General features: G+C 60.9%; 22 protein-coding genes. 11 read left to right on the top strand and 11 right to left on the bottom strand.

All coding sequences use genetic code 11. From position 1 onward, the window contains the following. Positions 1–5: 5 nt before the first annotated feature. From JJQ76_RS15500 to JJQ76_RS15490, 3 genes are read left to right on the top strand one after another with little or no spacing between them, the layout of a single operon-like run. Positions 6–701, top strand: coding sequence for a DUF3108 domain-containing protein (locus JJQ76_RS15500; RefSeq protein ID WP_210397833.1), 696 nt, complete (start codon positions 6–8; stop codon positions 699–701). An 18-nt stretch (positions 702–719) separates the two neighbouring features. Beyond that, entirely contained in the window at positions 720–2,120 is a 1,401-nt protein-coding gene (gene pyk / locus JJQ76_RS15495; RefSeq protein WP_210397832.1) for a pyruvate kinase, read from the top strand. After that, a complete protein-coding gene (locus JJQ76_RS15490; protein ID WP_210397831.1) occupies positions 2,117–2,821 on the top strand; it encodes a M48 family metallopeptidase in 705 nt (234 codons plus the stop codon). The genes pyk and JJQ76_RS15490 overlap by 4 nt, the downstream gene beginning before the upstream one ends. On the opposite strand, the gene JJQ76_RS15485 is transcribed toward JJQ76_RS15490, so the two are convergent. Then, the gene (locus JJQ76_RS15485) at positions 2,818–4,758 is read right to left on the bottom strand and encodes a bifunctional diguanylate cyclase/phosphodiesterase (RefSeq protein ID WP_210397830.1); all 1,941 of its coding nucleotides are present in this window, start codon (positions 4,756–4,758) and stop codon (positions 2,818–2,820) included. The two genes, JJQ76_RS15490 and JJQ76_RS15485, sit on opposite strands and share 4 nt — an antisense overlap. Before the next feature lie 209 nt (positions 4,759–4,967). On the opposite strand from JJQ76_RS15485, the gene thpR reads away from it, so the two are divergent. Next, positions 4,968–5,522, top strand: coding sequence for an RNA 2',3'-cyclic phosphodiesterase (gene thpR / locus JJQ76_RS15480; protein WP_210397829.1), 555 nt, complete (start codon positions 4,968–4,970; stop codon positions 5,520–5,522). On the opposite strand, the gene hutC is transcribed toward thpR, so the two are convergent. After that, a complete protein-coding gene (gene hutC, locus JJQ76_RS15475) occupies positions 5,476–6,207 on the bottom strand; it encodes a histidine utilization transcriptional repressor HutC (RefSeq protein WP_210397828.1) in 732 nt (243 codons plus the stop codon). The two genes, thpR and hutC, sit on opposite strands and share 47 nt — an antisense overlap. 219 nt (positions 6,208–6,426) lie before the next feature. Here hutC and hutI point away from each other — a divergent pair, with 219 nt between their 5' ends. From hutI to hutH, 4 genes are all read left to right on the top strand, one after another. Further along, positions 6,427–7,665 carry an imidazolonepropionase gene (hutI, locus tag JJQ76_RS15470; protein ID WP_210397827.1) on the top strand — a complete coding sequence of 413 codons (1,239 nt, stop codon included), beginning with the start codon at positions 6,427–6,429 and terminating at the stop codon, positions 7,663–7,665. After that, a complete protein-coding gene (gene hutG, locus JJQ76_RS15465; RefSeq protein ID WP_210397826.1) occupies positions 7,658–8,605 on the top strand; it encodes a formimidoylglutamase in 948 nt (315 codons plus the stop codon). Before hutI ends, hutG begins: the two co-directional genes overlap by 8 nt. A gap of 29 nt (positions 8,606–8,634) precedes the next feature. Then, the gene (gene hutU / locus JJQ76_RS15460; RefSeq protein WP_210397825.1) at positions 8,635–10,311 is read left to right on the top strand and encodes a urocanate hydratase; all 1,677 of its coding nucleotides are present in this window, start codon (positions 8,635–8,637) and stop codon (positions 10,309–10,311) included. Positions 10,312–10,383: 72 nt separating this feature from the next. Beyond that, positions 10,384–11,919: a histidine ammonia-lyase gene (gene hutH / locus JJQ76_RS15455; protein ID WP_210397824.1), complete on the top strand. Its 1,536-nt coding sequence runs from the start codon at positions 10,384–10,386 to the stop codon at positions 11,917–11,919. 18 nt (positions 11,920–11,937) lie between these two features. Here the strand turns inward: hutH and JJQ76_RS15450 are convergent, their stop codons facing one another. The 8 genes from JJQ76_RS15450 to JJQ76_RS15415 all read right to left on the bottom strand — a co-directional run bounded on the left by JJQ76_RS15450 (position 11,938) and on the right by JJQ76_RS15415 (position 18,613). After that, positions 11,938–13,791, bottom strand: a complete 1,854-nt coding sequence (locus tag JJQ76_RS15450; RefSeq protein WP_210397823.1) for a two-component system sensor histidine kinase NtrB — start codon at positions 13,789–13,791, stop codon at positions 11,938–11,940. Positions 13,792–13,891: 100 nt separating this feature from the next. Then, complete coding sequence (locus JJQ76_RS15445; protein WP_210397822.1) at positions 13,892–14,287, bottom strand: hypothetical protein; 396 nt, start codon at positions 14,285–14,287, stop codon at positions 13,892–13,894. Between the two features lie 131 nt (positions 14,288–14,418). Continuing rightward, positions 14,419–15,240 (bottom strand): metal-dependent hydrolase, encoded by an 822-nt coding sequence (locus JJQ76_RS15440; RefSeq protein WP_210397821.1) that lies wholly within the window; start codon positions 15,238–15,240, stop codon positions 14,419–14,421. 94 nt (positions 15,241–15,334) lie between these two features. Beyond that, on the bottom strand, positions 15,335–15,922 hold the full coding sequence (locus tag JJQ76_RS15435) for a DUF938 domain-containing protein (protein WP_246480961.1): 588 nt from the start codon (positions 15,920–15,922) through the stop codon (positions 15,335–15,337). Between the two features lie 7 nt (positions 15,923–15,929). Next, positions 15,930–16,469 carry a DUF924 family protein gene (locus tag JJQ76_RS15430; protein WP_246480952.1) on the bottom strand — a complete coding sequence of 180 codons (540 nt, stop codon included), beginning with the start codon at positions 16,467–16,469 and terminating at the stop codon, positions 15,930–15,932. A 1-nt stretch (position 16,470) separates the two neighbouring features. Continuing rightward, positions 16,471–17,103 (bottom strand): YceH family protein, encoded by a 633-nt coding sequence (locus tag JJQ76_RS15425; RefSeq protein ID WP_210397818.1) that lies wholly within the window; start codon positions 17,101–17,103, stop codon positions 16,471–16,473. Between the two features lie 29 nt (positions 17,104–17,132). Beyond that, positions 17,133–17,690, bottom strand: a complete 558-nt coding sequence (locus tag JJQ76_RS15420; RefSeq protein ID WP_210397817.1) for a thioredoxin family protein — start codon at positions 17,688–17,690, stop codon at positions 17,133–17,135. Between the two features lie 50 nt (positions 17,691–17,740). After that, the gene (locus JJQ76_RS15415) at positions 17,741–18,613 is read right to left on the bottom strand and encodes a LysR substrate-binding domain-containing protein (protein ID WP_210397816.1); all 873 of its coding nucleotides are present in this window, start codon (positions 18,611–18,613) and stop codon (positions 17,741–17,743) included. A gap of 101 nt (positions 18,614–18,714) precedes the next feature. Between JJQ76_RS15415 and JJQ76_RS15410 the strand changes: the two genes are divergently transcribed. The 3 genes from JJQ76_RS15410 (at position 18,715) to JJQ76_RS15400 (ending at position 20,800) form a co-directional block, all read left to right on the top strand. Next, positions 18,715–19,905, top strand: coding sequence for a YbfB/YjiJ family MFS transporter (locus JJQ76_RS15410; protein WP_210397815.1), 1,191 nt, complete (start codon positions 18,715–18,717; stop codon positions 19,903–19,905). Positions 19,906–19,922: 17 nt separating this feature from the next. Then, a complete protein-coding gene (locus JJQ76_RS15405; RefSeq protein WP_210397814.1) occupies positions 19,923–20,135 on the top strand; it encodes a tautomerase family protein in 213 nt (70 codons plus the stop codon). Positions 20,136–20,236: 101 nt separating this feature from the next. After that, on the top strand, positions 20,237–20,800 hold the full coding sequence (locus JJQ76_RS15400; RefSeq protein ID WP_210397813.1) for a hypothetical protein: 564 nt from the start codon (positions 20,237–20,239) through the stop codon (positions 20,798–20,800). A gap of 233 nt (positions 20,801–21,033) precedes the next feature. On the opposite strand, the gene JJQ76_RS15395 is transcribed toward JJQ76_RS15400, so the two are convergent. After that, positions 21,034–22,161, bottom strand: a complete 1,128-nt coding sequence (locus JJQ76_RS15395; RefSeq protein ID WP_210397812.1) for an aminotransferase class V-fold PLP-dependent enzyme — start codon at positions 22,159–22,161, stop codon at positions 21,034–21,036. Between the last annotated feature and the right edge of the window lie 47 nt (positions 22,162–22,208).

Here is a 22,208-nt window from a genome sequence, read left to right as displayed (position 1 = left end):
CGCCGATGCAACGTAAGCCGGGTCTGCTGCTACTTCTACTGACCGCCTTAACGTTGCCGCTTACCAGCCACAGCGAACCGTTACAACCCTTTCGCGCTGAATACAAAGCCCTGTTCGACCTTGGCCTCGCCATCGACGGCGAGGCTACCCGTTCGCTGGAGCAGAACGCCGACGGCAGCTGGCGCCTGCGTTTGCACGCCGAAGCGATGATCGCCATGATCGACGAATCCAGCCACTTCAGGCTCGAGCAGGAGCAGGTACAACCGCTGCTCTACCGCTACCAGCGCAAGGTGCTGCGCAAGAAGCGCACACGCCAGATCGAGTTCGATTGGGACACCGGGCTTATTCGCACCGACGCCACAGCCACTCCCTTGAGCCTGCCCGCCAATGTCCCCGCCTACGACAAAGTCAGCCACCATATTCCGCTCTGGCGTGATGCCATGGCCGGCAACGCTCCACTGGAGTATCGCGTAGTTGATGGCGATCATCTGGAAACCTACCGTTACCGGATCATTGGCGAGCAACAGCTATCGACTCCCGCCGGCAGTTTCGACACCCTGCTGGTGGAGCGCGACCGCGGCCCCGACGCCAGCCGCCAGACCCGGATCTGGCTGGCCAAGGAGGTCCCCTATCTGGTGGTCAAGCTGGAGCAGGTCGAAGAGGGCAAGCACTACGAGATACAACTGAGTAAACTGCATTAACCGCAACACGGAACCGTCATGCGTAAGACCAAGATTATCTGCACCATCGGCCCCGCCACGGAATCGCTGGAGGTTCTGACACAACTGGCGGAGGCCGGTATGAACGTGGTGCGCCTGAATATGTCCCACGGCGATCACGACTCCCACGCACGAATCATTCGCACCATTCGCACCCTCAACAAGCGGATCCGCTTTCCGATTCCGGTGCTGCTGGACACCCAGGGACCGGAGATCCGTACCGGCGACCTCGCCAAAGAACTGAAACTGAAGAAAGGCGACGTAATCTCGGTCAGCGTCCGCGGTAGCGAAAACGTCGAAGAGACTTCGATTCACGTCAACTACGACGAACTGGTCGAGAGCGTGCAGGTTGGTGACCGGATCACCGTCGATAACGGCCTGATCAATCTGGAAGTACTGAGCAAGGAGCCACCGACCCTGAGCTGCAAGGTGCTCGACGGCGGCGTACTGAAGAGCAAACGTCACGTCAACCTGCCGGGCATCCGTGTCAACCTGCCGGCTATCACCGAGAAAGATCGCCGCGACATACTGTTCGGGATCGAGCAGGAGGTCGATTACATCGCCCTCTCTTTTGTGCGTCAGGCAGCGGACGTTGAGGAGCTGCGCCGACTGCTGGGCGACAAGGCAAGCAAAATCAAAATCATCGCCAAAATTGAAGATCAGGAAGGCGTTCGCAACCTGGAACAGATCATCGACGCGGCCGACGGCATCATGGTGGCACGGGGCGACCTGGGAGTAGAGATCCACGTCGAACACCTGCCCAATGTGCAGCGGCGCATGGTGCGGCTGTGCAACGAGCAGGGTAAGCGCGTGATCGTCGCCACCCACCTGCTGGAATCGATGATCGACAATCCCATACCCACCCGCGCTGAGGTCACGGACGTCGCCAACGCCATCTACGAAGGGGTCGACGCGGTGATGTTGTCGGGCGAAACCACGGTGGGCAAATACCCGGTCAAATGTGTCGAGACGCTGGCCAAGATCGCCGCCACCTCAGAGGCCGAACCGGGGCTGCAGTTTGCCCGCAAGCTGGTTATGCGCGATGAAAAACAACACCTGGCCCATGCCACCGTGGCGCTGGCCGAGTCGCTCGGCGCGGCCGGCATTGTGGTGATCACCCGGCGCGGCCGCATGGCTAACTACGTAACCAACTGCCATCCGCACCAGACGCCGATTTACGCCTTTACCAATGACGGCCGCACCCGTCGCCAGCTGCAGTTGAACCGTAGCGTGTACCCGTTTCGCACCGATTTCAGCAACGATCCGGAAAAAACCCTGCTCACCGCCTTTGCCACACTGAAAGAGCGGGCTGGCTTGCAAAGCGGTGACCAGGTGGTGGTGATCTCCGACATTCTCGCCGGCACCGGTGTCGATGCGGTACAGGTGCGCAGCCTGCCGTGATTCTGCCACAAAGCTTCGAGCTCCCCTGCCGGGTCCGCTTCACCACACGCCGGGGCAGCATCGCCCTGCGCATTCTGGCGGACGAAGTACGCATTCTCGCCCCCAGGGGCACCCGTAAGGCCACGATCGAAGGAGTGCTGCAACAGCGCCGCCCGTGGATCGAATCCAGCATCGCCCGGCTACGTGAACAGCAGCGTCAGCAGCCGGACCCGAGTTCGCGTTTCGCCAACGGGGCTATCCTCAAGCTGGACGATCGGCCGCTTACCCTGACGCTGCACCCCAGCTCGGTGGAAGGCTGCGAGATCGACGGCGACCGGCTGCGGCTGTCGCTCAGCAACGACTCACCGGAGCGGCGCCTGACACTGATTTCCCAATGGTATCAACAACAAGCTGAGCAGCGCTGGCCAGCGCTGCTAGACGCCTGGTCCGAGCGCACCGGGCTAACTCCGACCGGACTGAAAATCCGCCCCTACAAAAGCCGCTGGGGCGCATGCACTGCGGCCGGACTGGTGAGCCTGAACACCCAGCTGATGCAGGCACCCGTGGCTGTACAGGAGTATGTGATCGTGCACGAGCTCTGCCACCTGCGCCACCTCAACCACAGTCCCGCCTACTGGGCACTGGTGCAGCAGTGGTGTCCGGACTACGCCCGACGGCGCCGCTGGCTAAGACAGCAGGGTAACCTGCTGCAGCTGGGCTAGACCGACTTACCGTTACGCCCCGGATTCCAGCGAATCGGCTTGCGAATATAGCCCTGATAGCCGTCCATCGAGCGTTCGTGCAGCCCGTCAAGGTCAGCCTGGTCTTCGATGCGCAGCGTGATCAGATCGATATCCAGATCGTGCGCCATACGCGCCAGAGAACGCACAAAGCCCTTGTCTTCCTCCGGCGAACAGAGCACCAGCGACCGGTCAATCTTAAGGTAGTCCGGGCCCAGCTCGACCAGTTCACGCAACTGCTCCAGATGGCGACCAATGCGGTCCACCCCAAAGCACAGATCAAGGCGGCGAAACAGCGCCGCGCAGGCCGCCAGCCCGCCAGGATTACTGATTAAAGCAGCCTCCGGCACTTCAAAGCCGATCCAGCGCCGCAAGGGGGTATTCGCCTCCAGCCAGCCACTCAACCAGCTGACAAACCCGACGTCGCCGATGGCATGCTCCGACAGGTTCACCATCACCGGTACCTGATGCCGGCTCACGTGCGGAGCGATCTGCTCCAGCACGTACCGGTCGAGCGCCGCGCCCAACTGAAACTGTTCCACAAACGGCATGAACAGCGCGGCCGGATAGCTGCCGCCGTCAAACTCGATTTCACTCAGCAGCTCCAAACCGCGAATCTTGCCGCTCATTCGCATCACCGGCTGCAACTGGAAACGAATACGCCGCTCCTCGATCGCCTGCTGCAACAGGTTACGCCATTCGCCCCGACCAATGGCCGGCGGCTGCTGAAGATCGCTCAGAAAGCGAACCGGTGACAGATTGCTCTGACGCGCTTGCTGCAAGGCTGAATCAGCACGGGCCAATAACCCCGCCTCGTCGGTGCCGGGAAAGCGCAGCGCTGCGCCAATGGCAAACAGCGGCCCCCACTCATCGCCCAGGGGGCTGACCGTCGCGCTCATCCGCTGTTGCAACTCCTCAACCACCCGCTTTACCTGTTCCGGATCAAAACCCGGCATCAACAGCGCAAACTCCACGTCTGACAACCGCGCGACCAATAGCGAAGGCGTCACCCGCCGCAGCGCCCGCAACTGCTCGGCGGTGTCATTGAGCAGCTGATCGCGACGGGCGAACCCCAGCGTCTGGTAAATCGCTTCCAATTGATACAGCCGCATGAACAACAGTCCCCCCTCGCCCGGCTCAGCCATCCACTGCTGCATCTCCGCGCTGAAAAAAGCGCGATTGGCAAGCCCGGTGAGGCGATCCTGATAGGCCGCCCGACGCAGGGTTTCGATCTCTTCAGCCTGGCGTCCGAACAGCGCTCGCAGCCGCTCAGACATGGCGTTAAAGCTATCCACCAGCCCGCGCAGCTCGACCAGATCCGGCGCTTCCAACGGATGACCAAAACGGGGTTGGGCCAGCTCATCGGTACGCTGCTGAAGTTCCTTGAGGGGGGCCGTCCAGCGCCTGACGGCATAGAGCAGCATGAGCATTGCCGCCAGCAGTGAGATGCCGAACCACAGCGTCAGCTGATAAGTCTGCCGCCACAGCGCCTGGTAGCCCTCGTGAGCATTGCCGCTGAGACGCAAGGTTGCCTCTTTGCCGCCGGCCCGTTGAAGCGAGCGGGTCGCCACCAGACGCTCCGGCCCCACCCATCGCTTGAACCATTCGGGGGCGGAAAACTCGCTTACGCGCCCGGCACGGACTCGATCAGGCATGCCCTCACCCAGTTGCAGCCGCACCACAATTTCGGGACTGCCCAGCGGCCAGTTGTCGAAGGCAGTAACCGCTTGTTCAAGATCCCCGCGCAATAACGGCGGGGCGAGCAACTGGGTCAACTGATCGGCGGTAAGGTTGAGGCTGGCATTCAACTGCTGGTTCAGGTGTGCCTGGCTGTAGCGAACCTCCAGCGACACAACCAGCACAAACAAGGTGCTGAAGAGCAACAGGGTGGTGAGCATTAATTTGCGGTGCAGCGGCATAGCGGTGTCCCTACCTCTATAACATTGCCGGCGGCCTGAATAAGCCAGGGGCAACAAATCCTGCTAAAACGGCGACGATTCTTGCCCGTAACCTCGACAAGGTCAACCCGAGGAGGCGATCCAGCAGCAACCGATGAGTTGCTGCTATTATAGACCCATATGTATTTTCTGCTTTTTTACCAGAAACTTAGGAATAAATAGGAATAAACATGCGGCTTTTTACCGCCTTATCACTGCCGCCGACATTGCGCCAGCAGCTGGCCTCGCAGGTTGATCTGGTCGAAGGGCTGCGACCGATGCCCGAGGAGCAGCTGCACCTGACCCTGGTCTTTATTGGCGAAGTAAACCCGCGGGAGCTGGCACCGATCGAGGACGCCCTGGCGGAGATTCCCGTCCCCAGCCTCAGCCTGTCCGCCAGCGGCCTGTTCGACTCCGGCAACGGCGCATTGGGATTGCGAGTAGACGACCAGGCAGACTTACGCGCGTTGCGTCAAGCACAGCTCAGGGTGTTGGCAGAACTACCCGGCGTGCAGCCGGACCGCCGTCGCTATCACCCCCACATTACCCTGGGCCGCTACCGCCGTGATCAGCCCCCGGGGCTGGAACAATGGATTGCCGAGTTTCAACGCCAACGCTTCAGCTGGCGCTGTGATCATTTCGGCCTGTACACCAGCGAGCTGCATGCTGACGGCGCGCGTCACCGCCTGGAAGCGGAGTTTATCGCGGAGCGCTCGCCCCGCCCCCGCCAGCGGCGCGGGAACTGAGCCGGTAGCGGCTACCCGGGTGCAACAACCGCGCGTAACTGATCAATTTACTACCGGACCAGGTACGACGGTGCAGCAACAGGCAGGGCTCACCCGGCTCTAGCTGCAGCAGCGCCTCTATCTCGACGTCGACGCGCACCGCCTCGACCACATGCTCCACATCCGGCAGCGGAAACAACCCGCTAAGGTACTGGTTGGGCGTCTGCTGACGATAATCCTGGTCCAGATACCCCGGCGCATGGAGCGGATTGACGTAACGCGCCTCATACTGGATCGGCACGCCGTTTTCCTGATGAACGATGCGCGACAGAAACACCGGCGCACCCGCCACCATGCCCAATTGGGCAGCCAGCTCAGCCGGCACGGCCACCTCACTCAACTCCAGCAGCCGGCTGCTGTAAACATGGCCACGCTCTTGAATTTCGTCAGAAATGTTCCGGATTCCGACCAGCGGGGATTCGGCTCTCACCTCGGCGATGAAAGTGCCCAGCCCCTGATGACGCACCAGCACACCTTCGGCTACCAGCTCCTGTACCGCCTTGTTGGCCGTCATCCGGCTGACGCCAAACTCTTGCGCCAGCGCCATTTCGGTGGGCAGTCGCTCACCGGGGCACCAGCGCCGCTCACGGATCCCTTGCTCCAGATGCGCACGAATCGCCTTGTAACGGGGTATCACCTTACTCATGCAGTCCGGTACCTGTTGATACAGACAGCAACACCAGCGGTAACCATCTGATTAAAATGCAAATAATGATTTGAAACAGCGAGAACTCCGAGCCGCTTCAGACCGCTGACAACGGCAGGGGCTACTATTGTGCCTAAAGAAACAACAAATAGCAGTTGTGTTCGCCCAGAGCAATTGTATATATTTGTATATACATTTACGAGACGTCAGCAACCAACCATGTTCAAGCCGACCAACAACACCCAACAGCTATGGCTCAACGCCTGCCTCGTTACTCTGGACGGCAGCGCCAACGACGACCTGGCGATCCGCGAAGCACATGCCCTGGCCGTCGCCGATGGTCGGATCCAGTGGCTGGGGCCAATGACCGAGCTCGACGCTGGCGACTACTGTGGCGAACGGTTTGACCTTCAGGGCGGCTGGATCACCCCAGGCCTGATCGATAGCCATACACATCTGGTGTTCGGCGGTCAGCGCGTCGACGAGTTCAGCCAGCGCCAGCAGGGTACCAGCTACAGTGATATCGCTGCCGCAGGAGGAGGGATCCAAGCCAGTGTTCGCGCCACCCGTGCCTGGTCGCGGCAGCAGTTGGTCGATGGTGCTAGAAGCCGCCTTATTGCGCTTTGCCGTGAAGGGGTAACCACTGTAGAGATCAAATCCGGCTACGGTCTGACCCTTGATGACGAACTGAAAATGCTGGCAGCCGCCCGCCAACTGGGTGAAGAGCTGCCCGTGCGGGTCTGTACCACCCTGTTGGCCGCTCATGCTGTTCCCCCCGAGTACCGCGGCAATGCCGACGGCTACGTAACCGAGGTATGCGACCGTATCATCCCCGCCGCTGCCGACAGCGGTCTTGCCGACGCCGTCGACCTGTTCTGCGAAGGCATCGGCTTCAGTCTGGCGCAAAGCGAACGGGTATTGCAGGCCGCCCGTGCCCATGACTTGCCAGTGAAGATTCATGCCGAGCAGCTGTCCCACCTGGGAGGCGCAGCGCTGGCGGCAGGTTACGGCGCCCTCTCAGCCGACCATCTGGAGTACCTCGACGCCAGCGGTGCGGCCGCGATGGCGGCCGCCGGCACCGTTGCGACGTTGCTGCCCGGCGCCTTTTACTTTCTCCGCGAAAGTCGCCTGCCTCCGGTTCAGACGTTGCGCGACGCCGGGGTTCCGATAGCGCTGGCCACCGACCTCAATCCCGGCACCTCACCGCTGGGATCGCTGCGCCTGATGATGAATATGGGCGCGGTGTTGTTCGGATTGACGCCGCATGAGTGCCTGGCGGGCGTCACCCGCCACGCCGCCCGCGCGCTGGGACTTCAAGATCAGCGCGGCAGGCTCAAGGTCGGACAGCAGGCCGATCTGCTGGTATGGACCTTCGATGACCCGGCCGAACTGAGCTACAGCCTCGGTTGGCCCCAGCCCCTGCACCGCGTGCTGGGTGGAGTATTGAGCCATGTTTGAACCGATGAAAACCGGCCTGTGGCAAGGGCGCGTGGACAGTTGCGAGCCAGGCGACAGCCGTCGCTGGCACGATCTGGTGCAACCGCTGGACCCGGAGAGCGCACCCGGCATCGCCTTGCTGGGTCTGTGCTGCGACGAGGGGGTGCGCCGCAATCAGGGCCGGGTGGGCGCGAGGAACGGGCCCAACGCCATTCGCCAAGCCCTGGCCAACCAGGCTTGGCACCTGAATCAACCGCTCTATGACGCGGGCAACCTGCATCCGGATGGCGATGATCTGGAGGCCTTTTCCCGCGCCCAGGCTGAGCAGGTGGAGCAGCTGTTGGCCGCGGGCCACTTCCCGCTGCTACTGGGTGGTGGCCACGAAATTGCCTATGGCAGTTTCCTGGGACTAGCCAATTTTGCCCGAACCCGGCTGGAGGGGCCCATCGGCGTGCTTAACTTCGATGCCCACTTCGATCTGCGCCAAGACCACCAACCGAGTTCCGGCACCCCGTTTCTGCAGATCGCCGAGTGGTGTGAAGCGCACGGACAAAGCTTCAACTACGCCTGCTTGGGAGTCAGCGAAACCGCTAACACCCGGGCGCTGTTCGAACGCGCCGACCGTCTCGGCGTGCACTACCTGCGTGACGAACAGATCAGCGAATGGCACCTGGAGCCGGCCCTGGCGATGATCGAACGCTTTATAACGCCGCTCGCGGCGCTCTATCTGACCATCGACCTCGATGTACTGCCCGCCGGCACCATGCCGGGGGTCAGCGCACCGGCAGGTCACGGAGTCGCCTTACCCGCGCTGAACGCCTTGATAGCGCATGTGCAGAAGTGCGCGGGATCTCGCCTGCGGCTCGCCGATCTGGCTGAGCTGAACCCGGTCAAGGATATCGACAACCGCAGCGCCAGGGTGGCGGCGCGCCTTTGCCACCAAATTCTGAAAACCCGCTAACCGCAACCCCTTTTTCAAGAGAGTATGTAATGAGTAGTAACAATCGTTTCGACCCCAGCCGTGTGATCAAGGCCCCGACCGGATCCGAGAAGAGCTGCAAAAGCTGGCTCACCGAAGCCGCCATGCGGATGCTGATGAACAACCTCCACCCCGATGTGGCCGAGCGCCCCGAGGAGCTGGTCGTGTACGGCGGCATCGGCCGAGCGGCACGTAACTGGGCCTGCTACGACAAGATCATCGAAGTGCTGCAACGGCTGGAAGACGACGAGTCGCTGTTGATCCAGTCGGGCAAGCCAGTGGGAGTGTTCAAGACTCACGCCGACGCACCGCGGGTCCTGATCGCCAACTCCAACCTGGTACCCCACTGGGCCACCTGGGAACATTTCAACGAGCTGGATAAGAAAGGCCTGATGATGTACGGCCAGATGACCGCCGGCTCCTGGGTCTACATCGGCTCACAAGGGATCGTGCAGGGCACTTACGAAACCTTCGCCGCCATGGCCAAGCAGCACTTCGCTGGCGATGCCTCCGGCAAGTGGGTGCTCACCGGCGGCCTCGGCGGCATGGGCGGCGCACAGCCACTGGCGGCTACCATGGCCGGCTTCTCCTGTATCACCGTGGAGTGCGACGAAACCCGCATCGACTTCCGCCTGCGCACGCGTTACGTCGACAAGAAAGCCTACAGCCTTGATGAGGCGCTGGCGATGATCGACGCCGCCAGGGCCGAGGGCAAGCCGGTTTCCGTGGGTCTGCTGGGCAACTGCGCCGACATCTTCCCCGAGATCGTCGAGCGCGGCATCGTTCCCGATGTGGTCACTGACCAGACCAGCGCCCACGATCCGCTCAACGGTTACCTACCCAAGGGCTGGACGCTGGAGTACGCCGCCGAGATGCGCCAAACCGACGAAGCACGGGTGATCGACGCCGCCAAGGAGTCGATGGCGATCCAAGTGCGCGCCATGCTTGTGCTGCAACAGCGCGGTTCGGCCACCACCGATTACGGCAACAACATTCGCCAGATGGCCAAGGAGAAAGGGGTAGACAACGCCTTCGACTTCCCCGGTTTCGTGCCCGCCTATATCCGCCCGTTGTTCTGCGAAGGGATCGGTCCGTTCCGTTGGGTGGCACTGTCCGGCGACCCGGAGGATATCTACAAGACCGACGCCAAGGTCAAAGAGCTGATTCCTGACGATCCCCACCTGCACAACTGGCTGGACATGGCGCGTGAACGGATCGCCTTCCAGGGGCTGCCCGCGCGGATCTGCTGGGTCGGCCTGAAAGATCGCGCGCGGCTGGCACTGGCGTTCAACGAGATGGTCGCGAGCGGTGAACTAAAAGCGCCGGTGGTGATCGGACGTGACCATCTGGATTCGGGGTCGGTCACCAGCCCCAACCGCGAAACCGAGGCGATGAAAGACGGTAGCGATGCGATCTCCGACTGGTCGCTTTTGAACGCACTGCTCAACACCGCCGGCGGCGCCACCTGGGTCAGCCTCCATCACGGTGGTGGCGTCGGCATGGGCTTCAGCCAACATGCCGGAGTGGTCATCGTCGCCGACGGCAGCGATGCCGCCGCCAGGCGCCTGGGCCGGGTACTACGCAACGATCCGGGCACCGGAGTGATGCGTCACGCGGATGCCGGCTACGATATCGCTATCAACTGCGCCAAAGAACAGGGCCTCGACCTGCCGATGCTGGAAGGTTAAGGCCATAACGCCAGAACGGAGCGGTGGCTACGACCCGCGCCGTGATTGCTACTCATTTTGGAACTGAACACCATGACACAACTGACCATTGAACCTGGCAAGCTGACTCTGGTGGACCTGCGCCGGGTCAAAAACGCACCGGTTAGGCTCACACTCGACCCATCCAGCCATGACGCCATTCACGCCAGCGCCGCAGCCGTGGCGCGGGTCATTGCCGAAGACCGTGTGGTCTACGGTATCAACACCGGTTTTGGCCTGCTCGCCAACACCCGTATCGCCCCCACTGATCTGGAGCTGCTCCAACGCAGCATCGTGCTCTCACACGCGGCCGGCATCGGCCAGCTGATGAGTGAAGCCACGGTGCGCCTGATGATGACGCTGAAGGTCAATTCGCTGGCGCGCGGCTTCTCCGGCATCCGCCTGGAGGTGATCGAAGCGCTGATCAAGCTGGTCAACGCCGAGGTCTACCCCTGTGTGCCGCAAAAAGGCTCGGTGGGCGCATCCGGCGATCTGGCGCCGCTGGCCCACATGAGTACCGTACTGCTGGGCGAAGGCGAGGTGTTACATCGGGGTGAGCGCCTCTCCGGCGCTGAAGGCCTGCGCATTGCCGGTTTGGAGCCGATCACCCTGGCGCCGAAAGAGGGTCTGGCGCTGCTGAATGGTACCCAAGCATCCACCGCGTTTGCACTGGAAGGGCTGTTCGCTGCCGAAGACCTGTTTGCCGCCGCCACTGTCGCCGGCGCCACTTCGGTGGATGCGGCCCTCGGCAGCCGCCGCCCCTTCGACCCTCGGGTCCATGCGGTGCGCGGCCAACAGGGCCAGATTGACGCCGCAGCAGCCTATCGCCACCTGCTCGATGACGCCTCCGAAGTGGGCGGTTCCCACGCCGGCTGCGAAAAGGTTCAGGATCCCTATTCGCTGCGCTGTCAACCACAGGTGATGGGGGCCTGCCTGCAACAGATCCGCAGCGCGGCCGAGGTATTGCTGGTGGAAGCCAACGCGGTTTCCGACAACCCGCTGGTATTTACCGAGGACGACGACTTTATCTCCGGCGGAAACTTCCATGCCGAGCCGGTGGCGATGGTCGCCGACAATCTGGCCCTGGCGATTGCCGAGATCGGAGCACTATCCGAACGCCGCATGGCGCTGCTGATCGATTCCAACCTGAGCAAGCTACCGCCGTTCCTGGTCAACAACGGCGGGGTCAACTCCGGTTTCATGATCGCCCAGGTGACCGCTGCGGCTTTGGCGTCCGAGAACAAAACTCTGGCCCATCCGGCCTCGGTGGACAGTATGCCCACCTCGGCCAACCAAGAGGACCATGTATCCATGGCTACCTTTGCCGGGCGCCGGTTGCGGGATATGGCGGAAAACACCGCTGGCATTCTGGCGGTGGAGTATCTCGCGGCCTGCCAGGGGCTGGATTTCCGCGCCCCGCTGAAAAGCTCGCCGCGACTGGAGCAGGCCAAAGCGTTATTGAGAGAACAGGTGCCCTTCTACGACAAGGACCGCTATTTTGCTCCAGACATTGAACGCGCCGCGGCGCTGATCAGCAGCGGTACCTATAACCGTTTCGTACCCGCAGCGCTGTTGCCGAGCCTGCACTAAGCACTGCCACGCGACGTTTCAATCGTCGCCCAGCGGCACCTTGACGCGAACGCGGGTTCCCTGCCCGAGTTCGCTGTCGATCTGCAATTCTCCCCCCTGAGTGGTAATCAGCGAATCACATAAAGACAACCCCAGCCCGGTACCCTTGCCCACCGGCTTGGTGGTATAGAAGGCTTCACGCGCATGGGACAAAACCTCTGCGGTCATGCCGCAGCCGTTGTCTTCCACCGCAAACCAGACACTGTCCGCCGCATAACCCGACAGCACTTTGACCAGGCCGTCACCGCGCCCCTCGGCTTCGATAGCGTCGAGCGCATTGATCAACAAGTTCATCAGTATCTGGATCAGGTAGTCGGCCACCGCCGATACCGCCGGTATCTGGCCATCCAGTTCGAGCACCAGTTCAACCCCCCGAAAACGCTTGTCATGTTTCATCAGCCGGCAGGTACGCCCGATCAGGTTGTTAAGATCCAGCAGTTGGGCGTCCTGTCCTCTCGGGTTGGAGAATTCGGCCACATCACGGGTTATCTGGATGATCCGCTGCACCTGCTCCTGCACCAGATCAACCTTGTCACGCAGCTCAGGTGAACAGCCGGACGCATCATCACACAAGCTTTCGAGCAGGCCCGCCACCGCAGCCGTCGGATTGCCGATCTCGTGCACCAGGCCGGCAGCCAGATTGCCGATCGCGGCCATCTTTTCCTGGTGGTAGAACTTCTGCCGCGCCTCGTCAAGCTCACGCTCTGCCGACTTCTGCGTGGTCAGATCACGAATGGTGCCGATAAAAATCGTCTGGTTGCCCAGCATGGTTTCGGTAATCGCCAGTTCAATGGGAAACACCGAACCGTCACTGCGACGTCCGGTCAGCTCACGCTGACTGCCGATAATGTGCTGTTCGCCCGTTTCCATGTAGCGGCGCAGGTACTCATCATGTTGCTCTCGGTAACGCTGCGGCATCAGCATCTTGATGTTCTTGCCCAGAACCTGGGCCGGTTGGTAGCCGAACATCCGTTCGGCGGTGCGGTTGAACGAACGGACAAAACCACGTGAGTCGATGCAGATAATGGCGTTGAAAACATTATCCATGGAGGCATACAGGTAGGCTTCCTGTTCGCGCAGACGACGCTCGGCGATCCGGCGTTCCTCGACCTCCTTAGCCAGAATACGGGTACGCTGGTCCACCCGACGTTCCAGATCGTGGCGCGAGAGTTTAAGTTCGCGCAGCGAACTCTCCAGCTGGCCATGCTGGGCCTTGAGCTGGCGCTCGGCGTAACGAGTTACCAGATAAAGCAGCAGATATAGCAGGAGCAACAACAACACGCTGAAAGCGGTTACCCGCCAGCGATTTTGCTGGGTACGCTGGTAAAGAGCCGATACATCATTGGCCAGACTCAGCAGCATGGTGGTGCGCTCACCCTCGTGCACCGGAATCAGGCTGCGGACCCCGTAGCGGGTTTGGTTGCTGTCGGTCTCATCGCGCTGCTCCACTACCTCGGACAGCGCCAACTGATGGTTAAGACGAGCAAGCTCAACAGGATCCAGAATCCCCTCCGCGCCGTCGTTATCGGCGTACAGCAGTCGCCCGCTGGGGTCATAGAAGGCAACGGCGGTGATGCCTCGCCCTTCGAGCTGACGGCGAAGAGAATCGCTAATATAGCCACGCAGGCGATTACCGCCGTGCTCGGAGTCCAGTTGCCACACCGTATCACCAAGGGCTGCCACCAGCAGTTCGGCCACCGTGCGATTCTCTGCTTCACCATGATCTACCAGTATCTGGCGCGATGCATGATAGGAATAGTAACTGAGGGCCGCTGCGGCCACTGCGACCACAAGCAGGCTAATGAAGGGAAAGAGACGTAGCAGTCTGAACATTAGGCTATCCGGCCGGCATGCTTCATCGTTGAGACTAGCATCGCCGGTCCGAACAGGGCCAGTAGAAAAAATGCAAACGGCGCCAAAGGCGCCGTTGGTATCAGCCGTTACGTTCGGCCAGTGTCGAGATACACCAAGAGGTGAAAGCGGCCTTGTCTCGTGGACTGGCGCAACGGCTGGGGTCGGGCGCGCCCTCGAGCAGGCGGTGCAGCATCATTTCCGGCTGCCCCTCGATCACCTGATCCAGTTCGGCATCCGACATCGGTGCAACAAAATAGCGGATACGTTGGGCGTCTGCCGGCATATGTTCGCGCTCAAACAATGCCTGCTCCTGCTGCTGTTGAAACAGCGCCCCCTCCCGGTATTCGATTTGCAGTTTACCCGCGGTTCGACAGAAGCGCGGACGGTACAGCTCAACCGTGCGTCCACAGATCTGCAAACCGACGACGTTGGCAGATCCCTGGCGACTGTGAGCCAGTGCAGCTTTGTAGTCCATTCCTTGCCCCTCTAGGAGTTATTATTATGGCGAGACTACTCTACGCTTACCGCCTGCCGTCACCATTCCCTTTTGGTCTTAGGAGCAACTCCTAAACGCGCACCTGACGACGGCCTTGGCAACGATCGGCTTCAGTCGTCGTAAGTACGGGTCTCTCCCGGCTGCATCACGACCAGCTTGCTAGCGCTATTGCCAAGGGCCGCTTCAAACTGCTCGGGCGTACCTTTGAGGGGAGGGAAAGTACCGTAGTGAATCGGTATCACCACCGGCGTCTTCAGCAGCTTGTTGACCGCGTAGGCGGCGTGCGCCGGATCCATGGTGAAGTGGCCACCAATGGGCAACAACGCGATATCCGGTTGGTAGTAGTCGCGAATAAAGGCCATGTCAGCAAAGACCCCGGTATCACCGGCATGGTAAAGGACCGTGCCGTTTTCCAGCTTGATGATGTAGCCTGCCGGCTCTCCTCCCGGGTGGACACTCTTATGGCCATCGGCATCGGTGTGCACCACTTCGGAGCTGTGCTCGGCTCTTACCATGGTCACCGTGATGTCGGACAGCGGCTGAATCGGGCCACTTTTATTGAAGCGAATCAGCTGCTTCATCGGTACCAGCCCCAGCGTTGCAAAGGTGTGCCCCATGTCAGCATTCATGGCCACCTTGGCGCCGTACATTTCGGCAATCGCCGCCGTATCACCCACATGATCGCCGTGACCATGAGTCACCAGCACCAGATCCACCTGTTTGAGCAAAGCAAGATCTTTGAACTCGGCCGGTGTTTTGGGATTCTTGCTGATAAACGGATCGATCAGAATCACCTTTCCTCCCGGTGTGGTGATCCTGAATGCTGCCTGGCCATACCATTGCATCTCCCAGGCATGGGCCGAAAAAGACAACATTAACGCGCACAGAGCCACGCCCGATTTCAGCATGGCAGGCAGGGACTTGACCAACATAGCGCTCTCCCAGTGAATGGATGTTCCCCAAGCATAGACGGCGGAGTACCCGACAGCGTTTGCTGACCGTAAAGGCTCTGTTTGCACTGGTTGCTCAATCCTTACGCCATACCAGCAACTGGTTGTTGGCGGGCAAGCTATGGTCTGCCAGTAACGCCATCCCTGCGCGCTTTAATATCCCATCGACCTGCTCGAACTCACGGATACCGCTAGCCGGATCACGCTGTTGCAGCCAGCGATCAAACTCGGCATTGCTGGCGCTGGTGTACTGTCCCTGATAACGCATCGGTCCGTAGACAAACAGCAGACCGCCGCTGGTAAGACAGCGACCGGCCCCAAGCAGCAATGCTTCCACCGCATTCCAGCCAATAATGTGTAGCGTGTTGGCGGTAAAAATCTGGTTGGCTTCCACCACCGGCCAGGGGGACTCGGTGACATCCAACATCAGTGGCGCCAGCACGTTCACCGGGCGTTGACTCAGGTTCTGCTGCAGCACGGGTAACAACAGGGACGTTTCTGTCGGCTGCCAGCGCAACTGCGGAAACGCCGCCCCGAGATACAGCGCGTGCTGACCGGAACCGCTGCCGAGTTCGAGCATCAATCCCGGTGTGTCGATCCATTCCGACATTGTCTGGCGAATCGGCTCCTGGTTGCGTTCACAGGCCTCGGAAAAATTCAGCATGACGACCTCAAAAGGATGACCCCGGCTGTTGCAGAAAGCGCTCTTCCTCCGGCGTACTGCGCCGCCCCAGAATCGCATTGCGGTGTGGATAGCGCCCAAAGCGCTCGATGATCTGCTGGTGGCGCTGCTCAAAGCGATGATTGCTCTCCAAGCCTGGCTGAGAAAAGAGTCGCTCGGCCTGCAGATGAATAGCCAATGATTCACTGTGCATATAGGGCATGTACAAGAACGCACGCTGCTCGGGGCGAAGCTCAAGGTCAGCCCCCACCGCAACCGCTTCCTGTGCCAGCGCCAGTGCCAGCGCATCCTGCGCAAAGGCCTGCGGTTGGTCACGGTAGATATTGCGCGAGAACTGATCCAGCACCACGATCTCGGCCAGCCGCCCCTGCGCGCGTTCACGCCAACGCCACAGTTCACAGCGACAGGCTTGCTGATGGGCGTCACCGAAGCGCATGGCAATCAGGCGATCGAACTCCGGACTCTTGCGCCAGTGATCCTGTGGCTCACACTCATCGAACCAGAACTCGATCACCGCGTGCCAATCCATCTCATTCATCCAGCGCCGCCAGCTGTCGCCGCAAACTAACCAGCTCGGTTTCCAGGGTTGTAATTCGCGCTTGCAGCGCCTCACGCCCGAGCGGCTCACACCCCTGGGTATCGATATTCGTCACCGGACCGCTGAACAGGTGGGCGTAGCGATGCTCCCGCTTGCCCGGCTGACGCGCCAACCGCACCACCAACCCTTCGGGCTGGCGGTGCGCCAACGCGTTCAGTTCGCGCTCAATCTGCTCGACGTCATCGAACGGATGCAGGCGCTGGGTGCGTGCGCGCAGCTCGCCCGGGGTTTGCGGACCGCGCAAAAACAGTACGGTTAGGATAGCCAGCGCGCCTGGGCTCAACTGCAGCTCGCTGAATTCGGTGTTGCAAAAGCGGTGACGATACTTGGGTACTCGGCTGCCATAGCCGGTTTCTTCCCGCACCAGTCGCCGGTTCTGTAGCTGACCCAGAGTGGTCTGCACGTCTCTTTCGCTGAGGTTCAGCACCGGCTCACGGTTGCTCTTCTGGTTGCACGCCAAAGTCAGCGCGTTCAGCGACAGCGGATACTGATCCGGCGTAGTGATCTCTTTCTCGATCAGTGCGCCGATAACGCGGGTTTCTTGCAAAGTCAGATCCAGATCCACACAGGCTCCTTAGCTCAGGGATATGAGGGTCATTGGGGGTCAGTGGTTTTCCATTTGATATTACAACCGATGGAGGGCTTCTGCTCCGCCAACGGCGGCTGTGATTGCAACAACCCGTTCACCGCAGCGCTCAACGATTCACCACTTACCGGCAGCTCGTTACCGGGGCGCGAGTCATCAAACTGGCCCCGGTAAACCAGGGCCAGCGTGGCATCAAACAGATAGAAATCGGGGGTGCAGGCGGCGTGATAAGCCTTCGCCACCTGCTGACTCTGATCGTACAGATAGGGAAAGGGATAGTCTTTCGCCGCCATCCGCTCCGGCGCGTCCTCAGGAAAGGCCTGCACGTCATTGGCACTGATCGCGATCACCGCAACGCCCCGCTGGATCCATTCTGGCGCCAGGCGGCACAAGACCTGCTCGATATGCTTAACGAAGGGACAGTGGTTGCAAATGAAACAGATCAGGGTTCCCCGCTCCCCCCGAGCGGCACGCAAGCTCAGCGATTCCGTGCCGCGGGGGTCGGGCAAGACGAAATCGGCGGCGACGGTGCCCAAAGGCAGCATCGAGGATTCGGTCAGCGCCATCGAAGCTCTCCGGTCCAAGTCGGTGACCTGTAGTTTAGCCGCTTTCCGCTTTAGGCAACCGTTGCCGCCAGTTGCCGGGAGTCGCTATTCAACACCGCCTGTTTAAGCGTCAGCATCGCGTCCAGCGGCGGGTTATCGCGCAGCGCTATCATCACCGTCGGCACCTGTGCAATCGACGGTTTCAAGCCTGAGACCTGCAGCTGATCCGCATAGGCAGAACTGCTAACCACGCCGCGTGGCATCAGGGTAAAGCCCATCCCCACCGCGACGCAGCCGAGAATGCCGTCCAGCGTTCCCATCTCCATGACATCGGAATGGGGGTGGCCACACTCCCGCTGCCAGTTCAACGCGCGAGCACGGTAAGCACAGCCTTCCCGGAACAGGATCAGCGGCATGTCGCTGCGGTCCATGCCTTTGGCCGAGACCAGCACCAACTCCTCGATCAGCACGGTTTCAACCACCAGTCCCGGATGTTCCAGCGGTCCACCAACAAAAGCACAATCGAGCTTATGACTCAGCACCCGCTCGATCAACTGCTGGGTCGGGTTGGTTTCCACCTTTAAACCCAGCCCCTGGTGCCGCGCCCTGACCTGCATAAGCGCCGCTGGCAAGCGCACCGCGGCAAAAGACTCCATGGTACCGACCCGCAACTCACCGCTGTTGTCGCCCACGCTTCGCATCGCCTTTTCGGTGCGCGACGCCAGCGCCAGCATCTGTTCGGCATATCCTCGCAACACCCTGCCAGCCGGAGCCAGCGTTAACCCCCGCCCCTGACGGTGAAACAGCTCATTGCCGAACTCTTCCTCCAAGCGCTGGATACGGTTGGTGATGTTGGACTGCACGGTGTTCAACTTGCGCGAAGCCGCCAACACGCCCCCCTCCTCAACCACCGCCAAAAACGTACGCAACGTAAGCAGCTCCATAGATAGATCTCTCAGGCAGAATGTTTTGTTCTGTTTAATTCGATTGTAGGGATAGTAACCCTCCATTAAGCTGGTTGCACCTATACCCTGAGTACCTGTTGATGACTCCAGCCGCTGAACGAATACGCGTCCTGATTGCCGGCATCCTCGGCTTAATGCTGATGATGGGCGTCGCCCGCTTCGCCTACACCCCCTTACTGCCGGTGATGCTGGAGCAGGCTGGACTGACCCCCGCACAGGGCAGCTGGCTGGCCAGTATCAACTATCTCGGTTATCTCAGTGGCGCCCTGTTTGCCTCCTCGATCACCGATATGTCACTTAAAGACCGCCTCTACCGGCTGGGGATGGTGGTGGCTCTGCTCTCCACCGCCGGCATGGCGCTGACCAGCGACTGGATACTGTGGGCGCTATTGCGTTACGTCGCCGGCCTCAGCAGCGCTGCGGGGCTGCTGTTCGGTTCTGGCTTGGTTCTCAACTGGCTGATCCGCCACCATTTCCGTAGCGAGCTGGGGGTTCACTTTGCCGGCGTCGGTATCGGCATCGCCGGTTGTGCCCTGCTGGTAGATGGCCTGAGCGGCCAGTTTGACTGGGCTCAGCAATGGTGGTGGTTCAGCGCTGTCGGCGCTGCACTGGCTGTGCCCGCCTGGCTCTGGCTACCTCGTCCCGGCGACACCTCGGTCACTGTCAGCGGGCAGCAGCTCACCGACAGTCCACCCTCGCGGCTGTTTTTGCGCCTGTTTATGGCGGCCTACTTCTGTGCCGGCATCGGTTACGTCATCAGCGCCACCTTTATCGTTGCCATCGTCGACGCCATGCCCTCGCTGAATGGCCTGGGTAACCAGGTATTCATGCTGATCGGGCTGGCAGCAGCACCTGCCTGCGTGGTGTGGGACCGGATCGCGCGGATAACCGGCGATCTCAACGCGCTGATTATCGCGTCGGTGGTGCAGATAGCCGGCATCGGCCTGCCGCTGGTGGTAAAAACAGAAAGCGCAGCATTGATTAGCGCCGTGCTGTTTGGCGGCACCTTTATCGGCATCGTCAGCCTGGTGTTGACCATGGCAGGGCGCTACTACCCCCGCCACCCCGCCAAAATGATGGGCAAGATGACACTCTCCTACGGGGTGGCCCAAATTCTGGCACCGGCGCTGATCGCACTGATCGTGGGGCGCAGCGGTGATTACAGTGCGGGCCTGATTCTCGCCACCGGCGCCATGATCGTTGGCAGCGTGCTGCTGCTGGTGTTGCGTGCAGTAGAACGTAACGAACTGACGCTGAAAAGCGCCGTCTGAAACCAACCGGAGAGCCCATGCCCTACGTTAATATCAAGATCACCAAAGAAGGCGCCAGCGCCGAACAGAAAGCCGAACTGATCGCCGGTGTCACCCGGTTGCTGCAGGATACGCTGGGGAAAAACCCCAACACCACCGTGGTGGTGATCGACGAGGTGGAGATGGACAACTGGGGCATCGGCGGCGAACCGGTGGCTGCATTCCGGGCCCGCCAGCATAGCGGCGACTGACCACCCTCACCCCGCGGCACGGTTGTGTGACTGCAGTTACATACCAGGGGTTAGCGCAACGATAGGCTCCGCTCATACTCATCAACCGGAGCTAATTCATCATGCGCAACCCCGCCGCTGCCGCCCTGCTGGGCCTCGCCGTTTCCACCACCGCACCGCTGGCCCTGGCCGAAGGCTGGAGCTTTCCCGCGCTGACCGGCGACAACTACCGCGCCGAACCGACGCTGGCGCTGATCGGCGGCCAACTGGACCCGGACGTTACCGGAGCAGATGCGGACGACCTGTGGGGGCTGGAGTTATCACTCAACTGCCCGCTGATTCAGCCGCCGAGCAACCGCATTCGTCAGCAGGCCAGCCTGACCCGCTATGACGATCAGGGCCTGAAGATCACCAGTCTGGAGATCAACCCCCATTATGTTGTTCCGGTCAGTGAGCATATGGAACTGGGCTTTGGCCCGGGCGTGGGAATCATGAAAGTGGATAGCAACGGCAACGATGAGACCCTGCTCGGCCTGCAGGCCGGTGTCAGCCTGCATTACCGGCGCGATGCGTTCTTTTTCGGTGCCGAAGCGCGCTACCAGATCACTGACAAAGAGGATTTTGGCGCCGGTAAGGTCGACGTCGACAACAGCCGCGTGCTGCTGAAAGTGGGTATCAACCTCTAACCTTCATACGCTTTCGCGCCGCCGGTGTACCTTCAAGGCCAGCGGCGCTTTTTTATCGAGAGGACGTTTTAAAAGCCCGGGATACCGAGCGGCCCCGGCAGGTCCGGAATCGGCGAACAACCGGCCAACCAACCGAGTAACCCAACGACCAGCCACCAACGATACTTCATACCCAACTCCCCTCCAAAAGAGAGCGAGTATCGGCCGCCGCCGTAAAAACCTGAAGGTCGTGGTCAGGCCATTGAATCCAAGGCGCGCGCCAATTCCGCCACCGTCCTTTCCGGATGGTGCAGTTTATCCAGCCCAAACAAGCCGATGCGGAAGGTTTTGAACCACTCCGGCTCATCGCAAGCCAACGGCACGCCAGCTGCAATCTGCAGACCCTGCTGGCGAAATTTGCCGCCGCTGTGCAGATCACCATCCTGGGTGTAACAGACCACCACTCCCGGCGCTTCAAAACCGGGCGCGGCGACGCTGTCGAAGCCGCGTTCATCCAGCAACTGGCGCACCCGACGCCCCAGCTCCAGCTGTTCTTCACGCACCTTGTCGAAGCCATAATCGGCCGTTTCACGCATCACCTCGGCGAACACTCGCAGTCCGTCGGTCGGCATGGTGGCATGGTAGGCGTGCCCCCCCTGCTCATACGCCAGCATGATCTGATGCCACTTTTTCAGGTCGCAAGCAAAGCTGCTACTGGTGGTCTTGGCCATCCGCGCCAGCGCCCGCTCGCGCAGCATCACCAGTCCGCAACAGGGCGATCCGCTCCAACCCTTCTGCGGCGCACTGACCAGCACGTCAATATCCAGCGCCTGCATATCCACCCACAAAGCGCCGGAGGCGATGCAGTCCAGCACCAGCAAGCCGCCCACCCCATGCACCGCATCGGCCAACCGGCGCAGGTAATCGTCGGGTAGCAACATACCGGAGCTGGTTTCCACATGCGGCGCGAACACCACTTGCGGACGCAGATCCGCAATCTGCTCGCAGACCTCTTCGATGGGTGCCGGTACAAAAGAGCTATGACGGTGCTCGGTCGCAGGTCGCGCCTTCATCACCTGCACCGAGGCGGCAATAGCGCCCATCTCCAGGATTTGACTCCAACGGTAGCTGAACCAGCCGTTACGGATCACCAAGCACGGTTGTTCGCCGGCAAACTGGCGCGCCACCGCCTCCATGCCGAAGGTGCCGCTGCCCGGCACCACCGCCACTGCGTCGGCGTGGTAAACCTGTTTGAGGGTGGTGGAGATCTCGCGCATCACTTGTTGAAAGCGCTCCGACATATGATTCAGGGCGCGGTCGGTATAGACCACCGAATATTCCAGCAGTCCGTCGGGGTCGACGTGGGATAACAGTCCCGGCATCGTTGCTCTCCTTTTGCGTTGCGGTTAGCGGGTGACCAAGGTACAGA

The sequence above is a fragment of the Motiliproteus sediminis genome (assembly GCF_017912535.1).
GTDB lineage: Bacteria > Pseudomonadota > Gammaproteobacteria > Pseudomonadales > Balneatricaceae > Motiliproteus > Motiliproteus sediminis.
This window is presented reverse-complemented; position numbering and strand designations above follow the sequence as displayed.

Bases quoted from the DNA above. Each gene is read 5' to 3' on its own strand.
- JJQ76_RS15435 (WP_246480961.1), bottom strand. From the start codon at position 15,922: ATGCTGAATTTTTCCGAGGCCTGTGAACGCAACCAGGAGCCGATTCGC.
- JJQ76_RS15500 (WP_210397833.1), top strand. From the start codon at position 6: ATGCAACGTAAGCCGGGTCTGCTGCTACTTCTACTGACCGCCTTAACG.
- JJQ76_RS15450 (WP_210397823.1), bottom strand. From the start codon at position 13,791: ATGTTCAGACTGCTACGTCTCTTTCCCTTCATTAGCCTGCTTGTGGTC.
- JJQ76_RS15420 (WP_210397817.1), bottom strand. From the start codon at position 17,690: ATGGCGCTGACCGAATCCTCGATGCTGCCTTTGGGCACCGTCGCCGCC.
- hutI (WP_210397827.1), top strand. From the start codon at position 6,427: ATGTTCAAGCCGACCAACAACACCCAACAGCTATGGCTCAACGCCTGC.
- hutU (WP_210397825.1), top strand. From the start codon at position 8,635: ATGAGTAGTAACAATCGTTTCGACCCCAGCCGTGTGATCAAGGCCCCG.
- hutH (WP_210397824.1), top strand. From the start codon at position 10,384: ATGACACAACTGACCATTGAACCTGGCAAGCTGACTCTGGTGGACCTG.
- JJQ76_RS15400 (WP_210397813.1), top strand. From the start codon at position 20,237: ATGCGCAACCCCGCCGCTGCCGCCCTGCTGGGCCTCGCCGTTTCCACC.
- thpR (WP_210397829.1), top strand. From the start codon at position 4,968: ATGCGGCTTTTTACCGCCTTATCACTGCCGCCGACATTGCGCCAGCAG.
- JJQ76_RS15440 (WP_210397821.1), bottom strand. From the start codon at position 15,240: ATGTTGGTCAAGTCCCTGCCTGCCATGCTGAAATCGGGCGTGGCTCTG.
- hutC (WP_210397828.1), bottom strand. From the start codon at position 6,207: ATGAGTAAGGTGATACCCCGTTACAAGGCGATTCGTGCGCATCTGGAG.
- JJQ76_RS15415 (WP_210397816.1), bottom strand. From the start codon at position 18,613: ATGGAGCTGCTTACGTTGCGTACGTTTTTGGCGGTGGTTGAGGAGGGG.
- pyk (WP_210397832.1), top strand. From the start codon at position 720: ATGCGTAAGACCAAGATTATCTGCACCATCGGCCCCGCCACGGAATCG.
- hutG (WP_210397826.1), top strand. From the start codon at position 7,658: ATGTTTGAACCGATGAAAACCGGCCTGTGGCAAGGGCGCGTGGACAGT.
- JJQ76_RS15395 (WP_210397812.1), bottom strand. From the start codon at position 22,161: ATGCCGGGACTGTTATCCCACGTCGACCCCGACGGACTGCTGGAATAT.
- JJQ76_RS15430 (WP_246480952.1), bottom strand. From the start codon at position 16,469: ATGGATTGGCACGCGGTGATCGAGTTCTGGTTCGATGAGTGTGAGCCA.
- JJQ76_RS15410 (WP_210397815.1), top strand. From the start codon at position 18,715: ATGACTCCAGCCGCTGAACGAATACGCGTCCTGATTGCCGGCATCCTC.
- JJQ76_RS15485 (WP_210397830.1), bottom strand. From the start codon at position 4,758: ATGCCGCTGCACCGCAAATTAATGCTCACCACCCTGTTGCTCTTCAGC.
- JJQ76_RS15405 (WP_210397814.1), top strand. From the start codon at position 19,923: ATGCCCTACGTTAATATCAAGATCACCAAAGAAGGCGCCAGCGCCGAA.
- JJQ76_RS15445 (WP_210397822.1), bottom strand. From the start codon at position 14,287: ATGGACTACAAAGCTGCACTGGCTCACAGTCGCCAGGGATCTGCCAAC.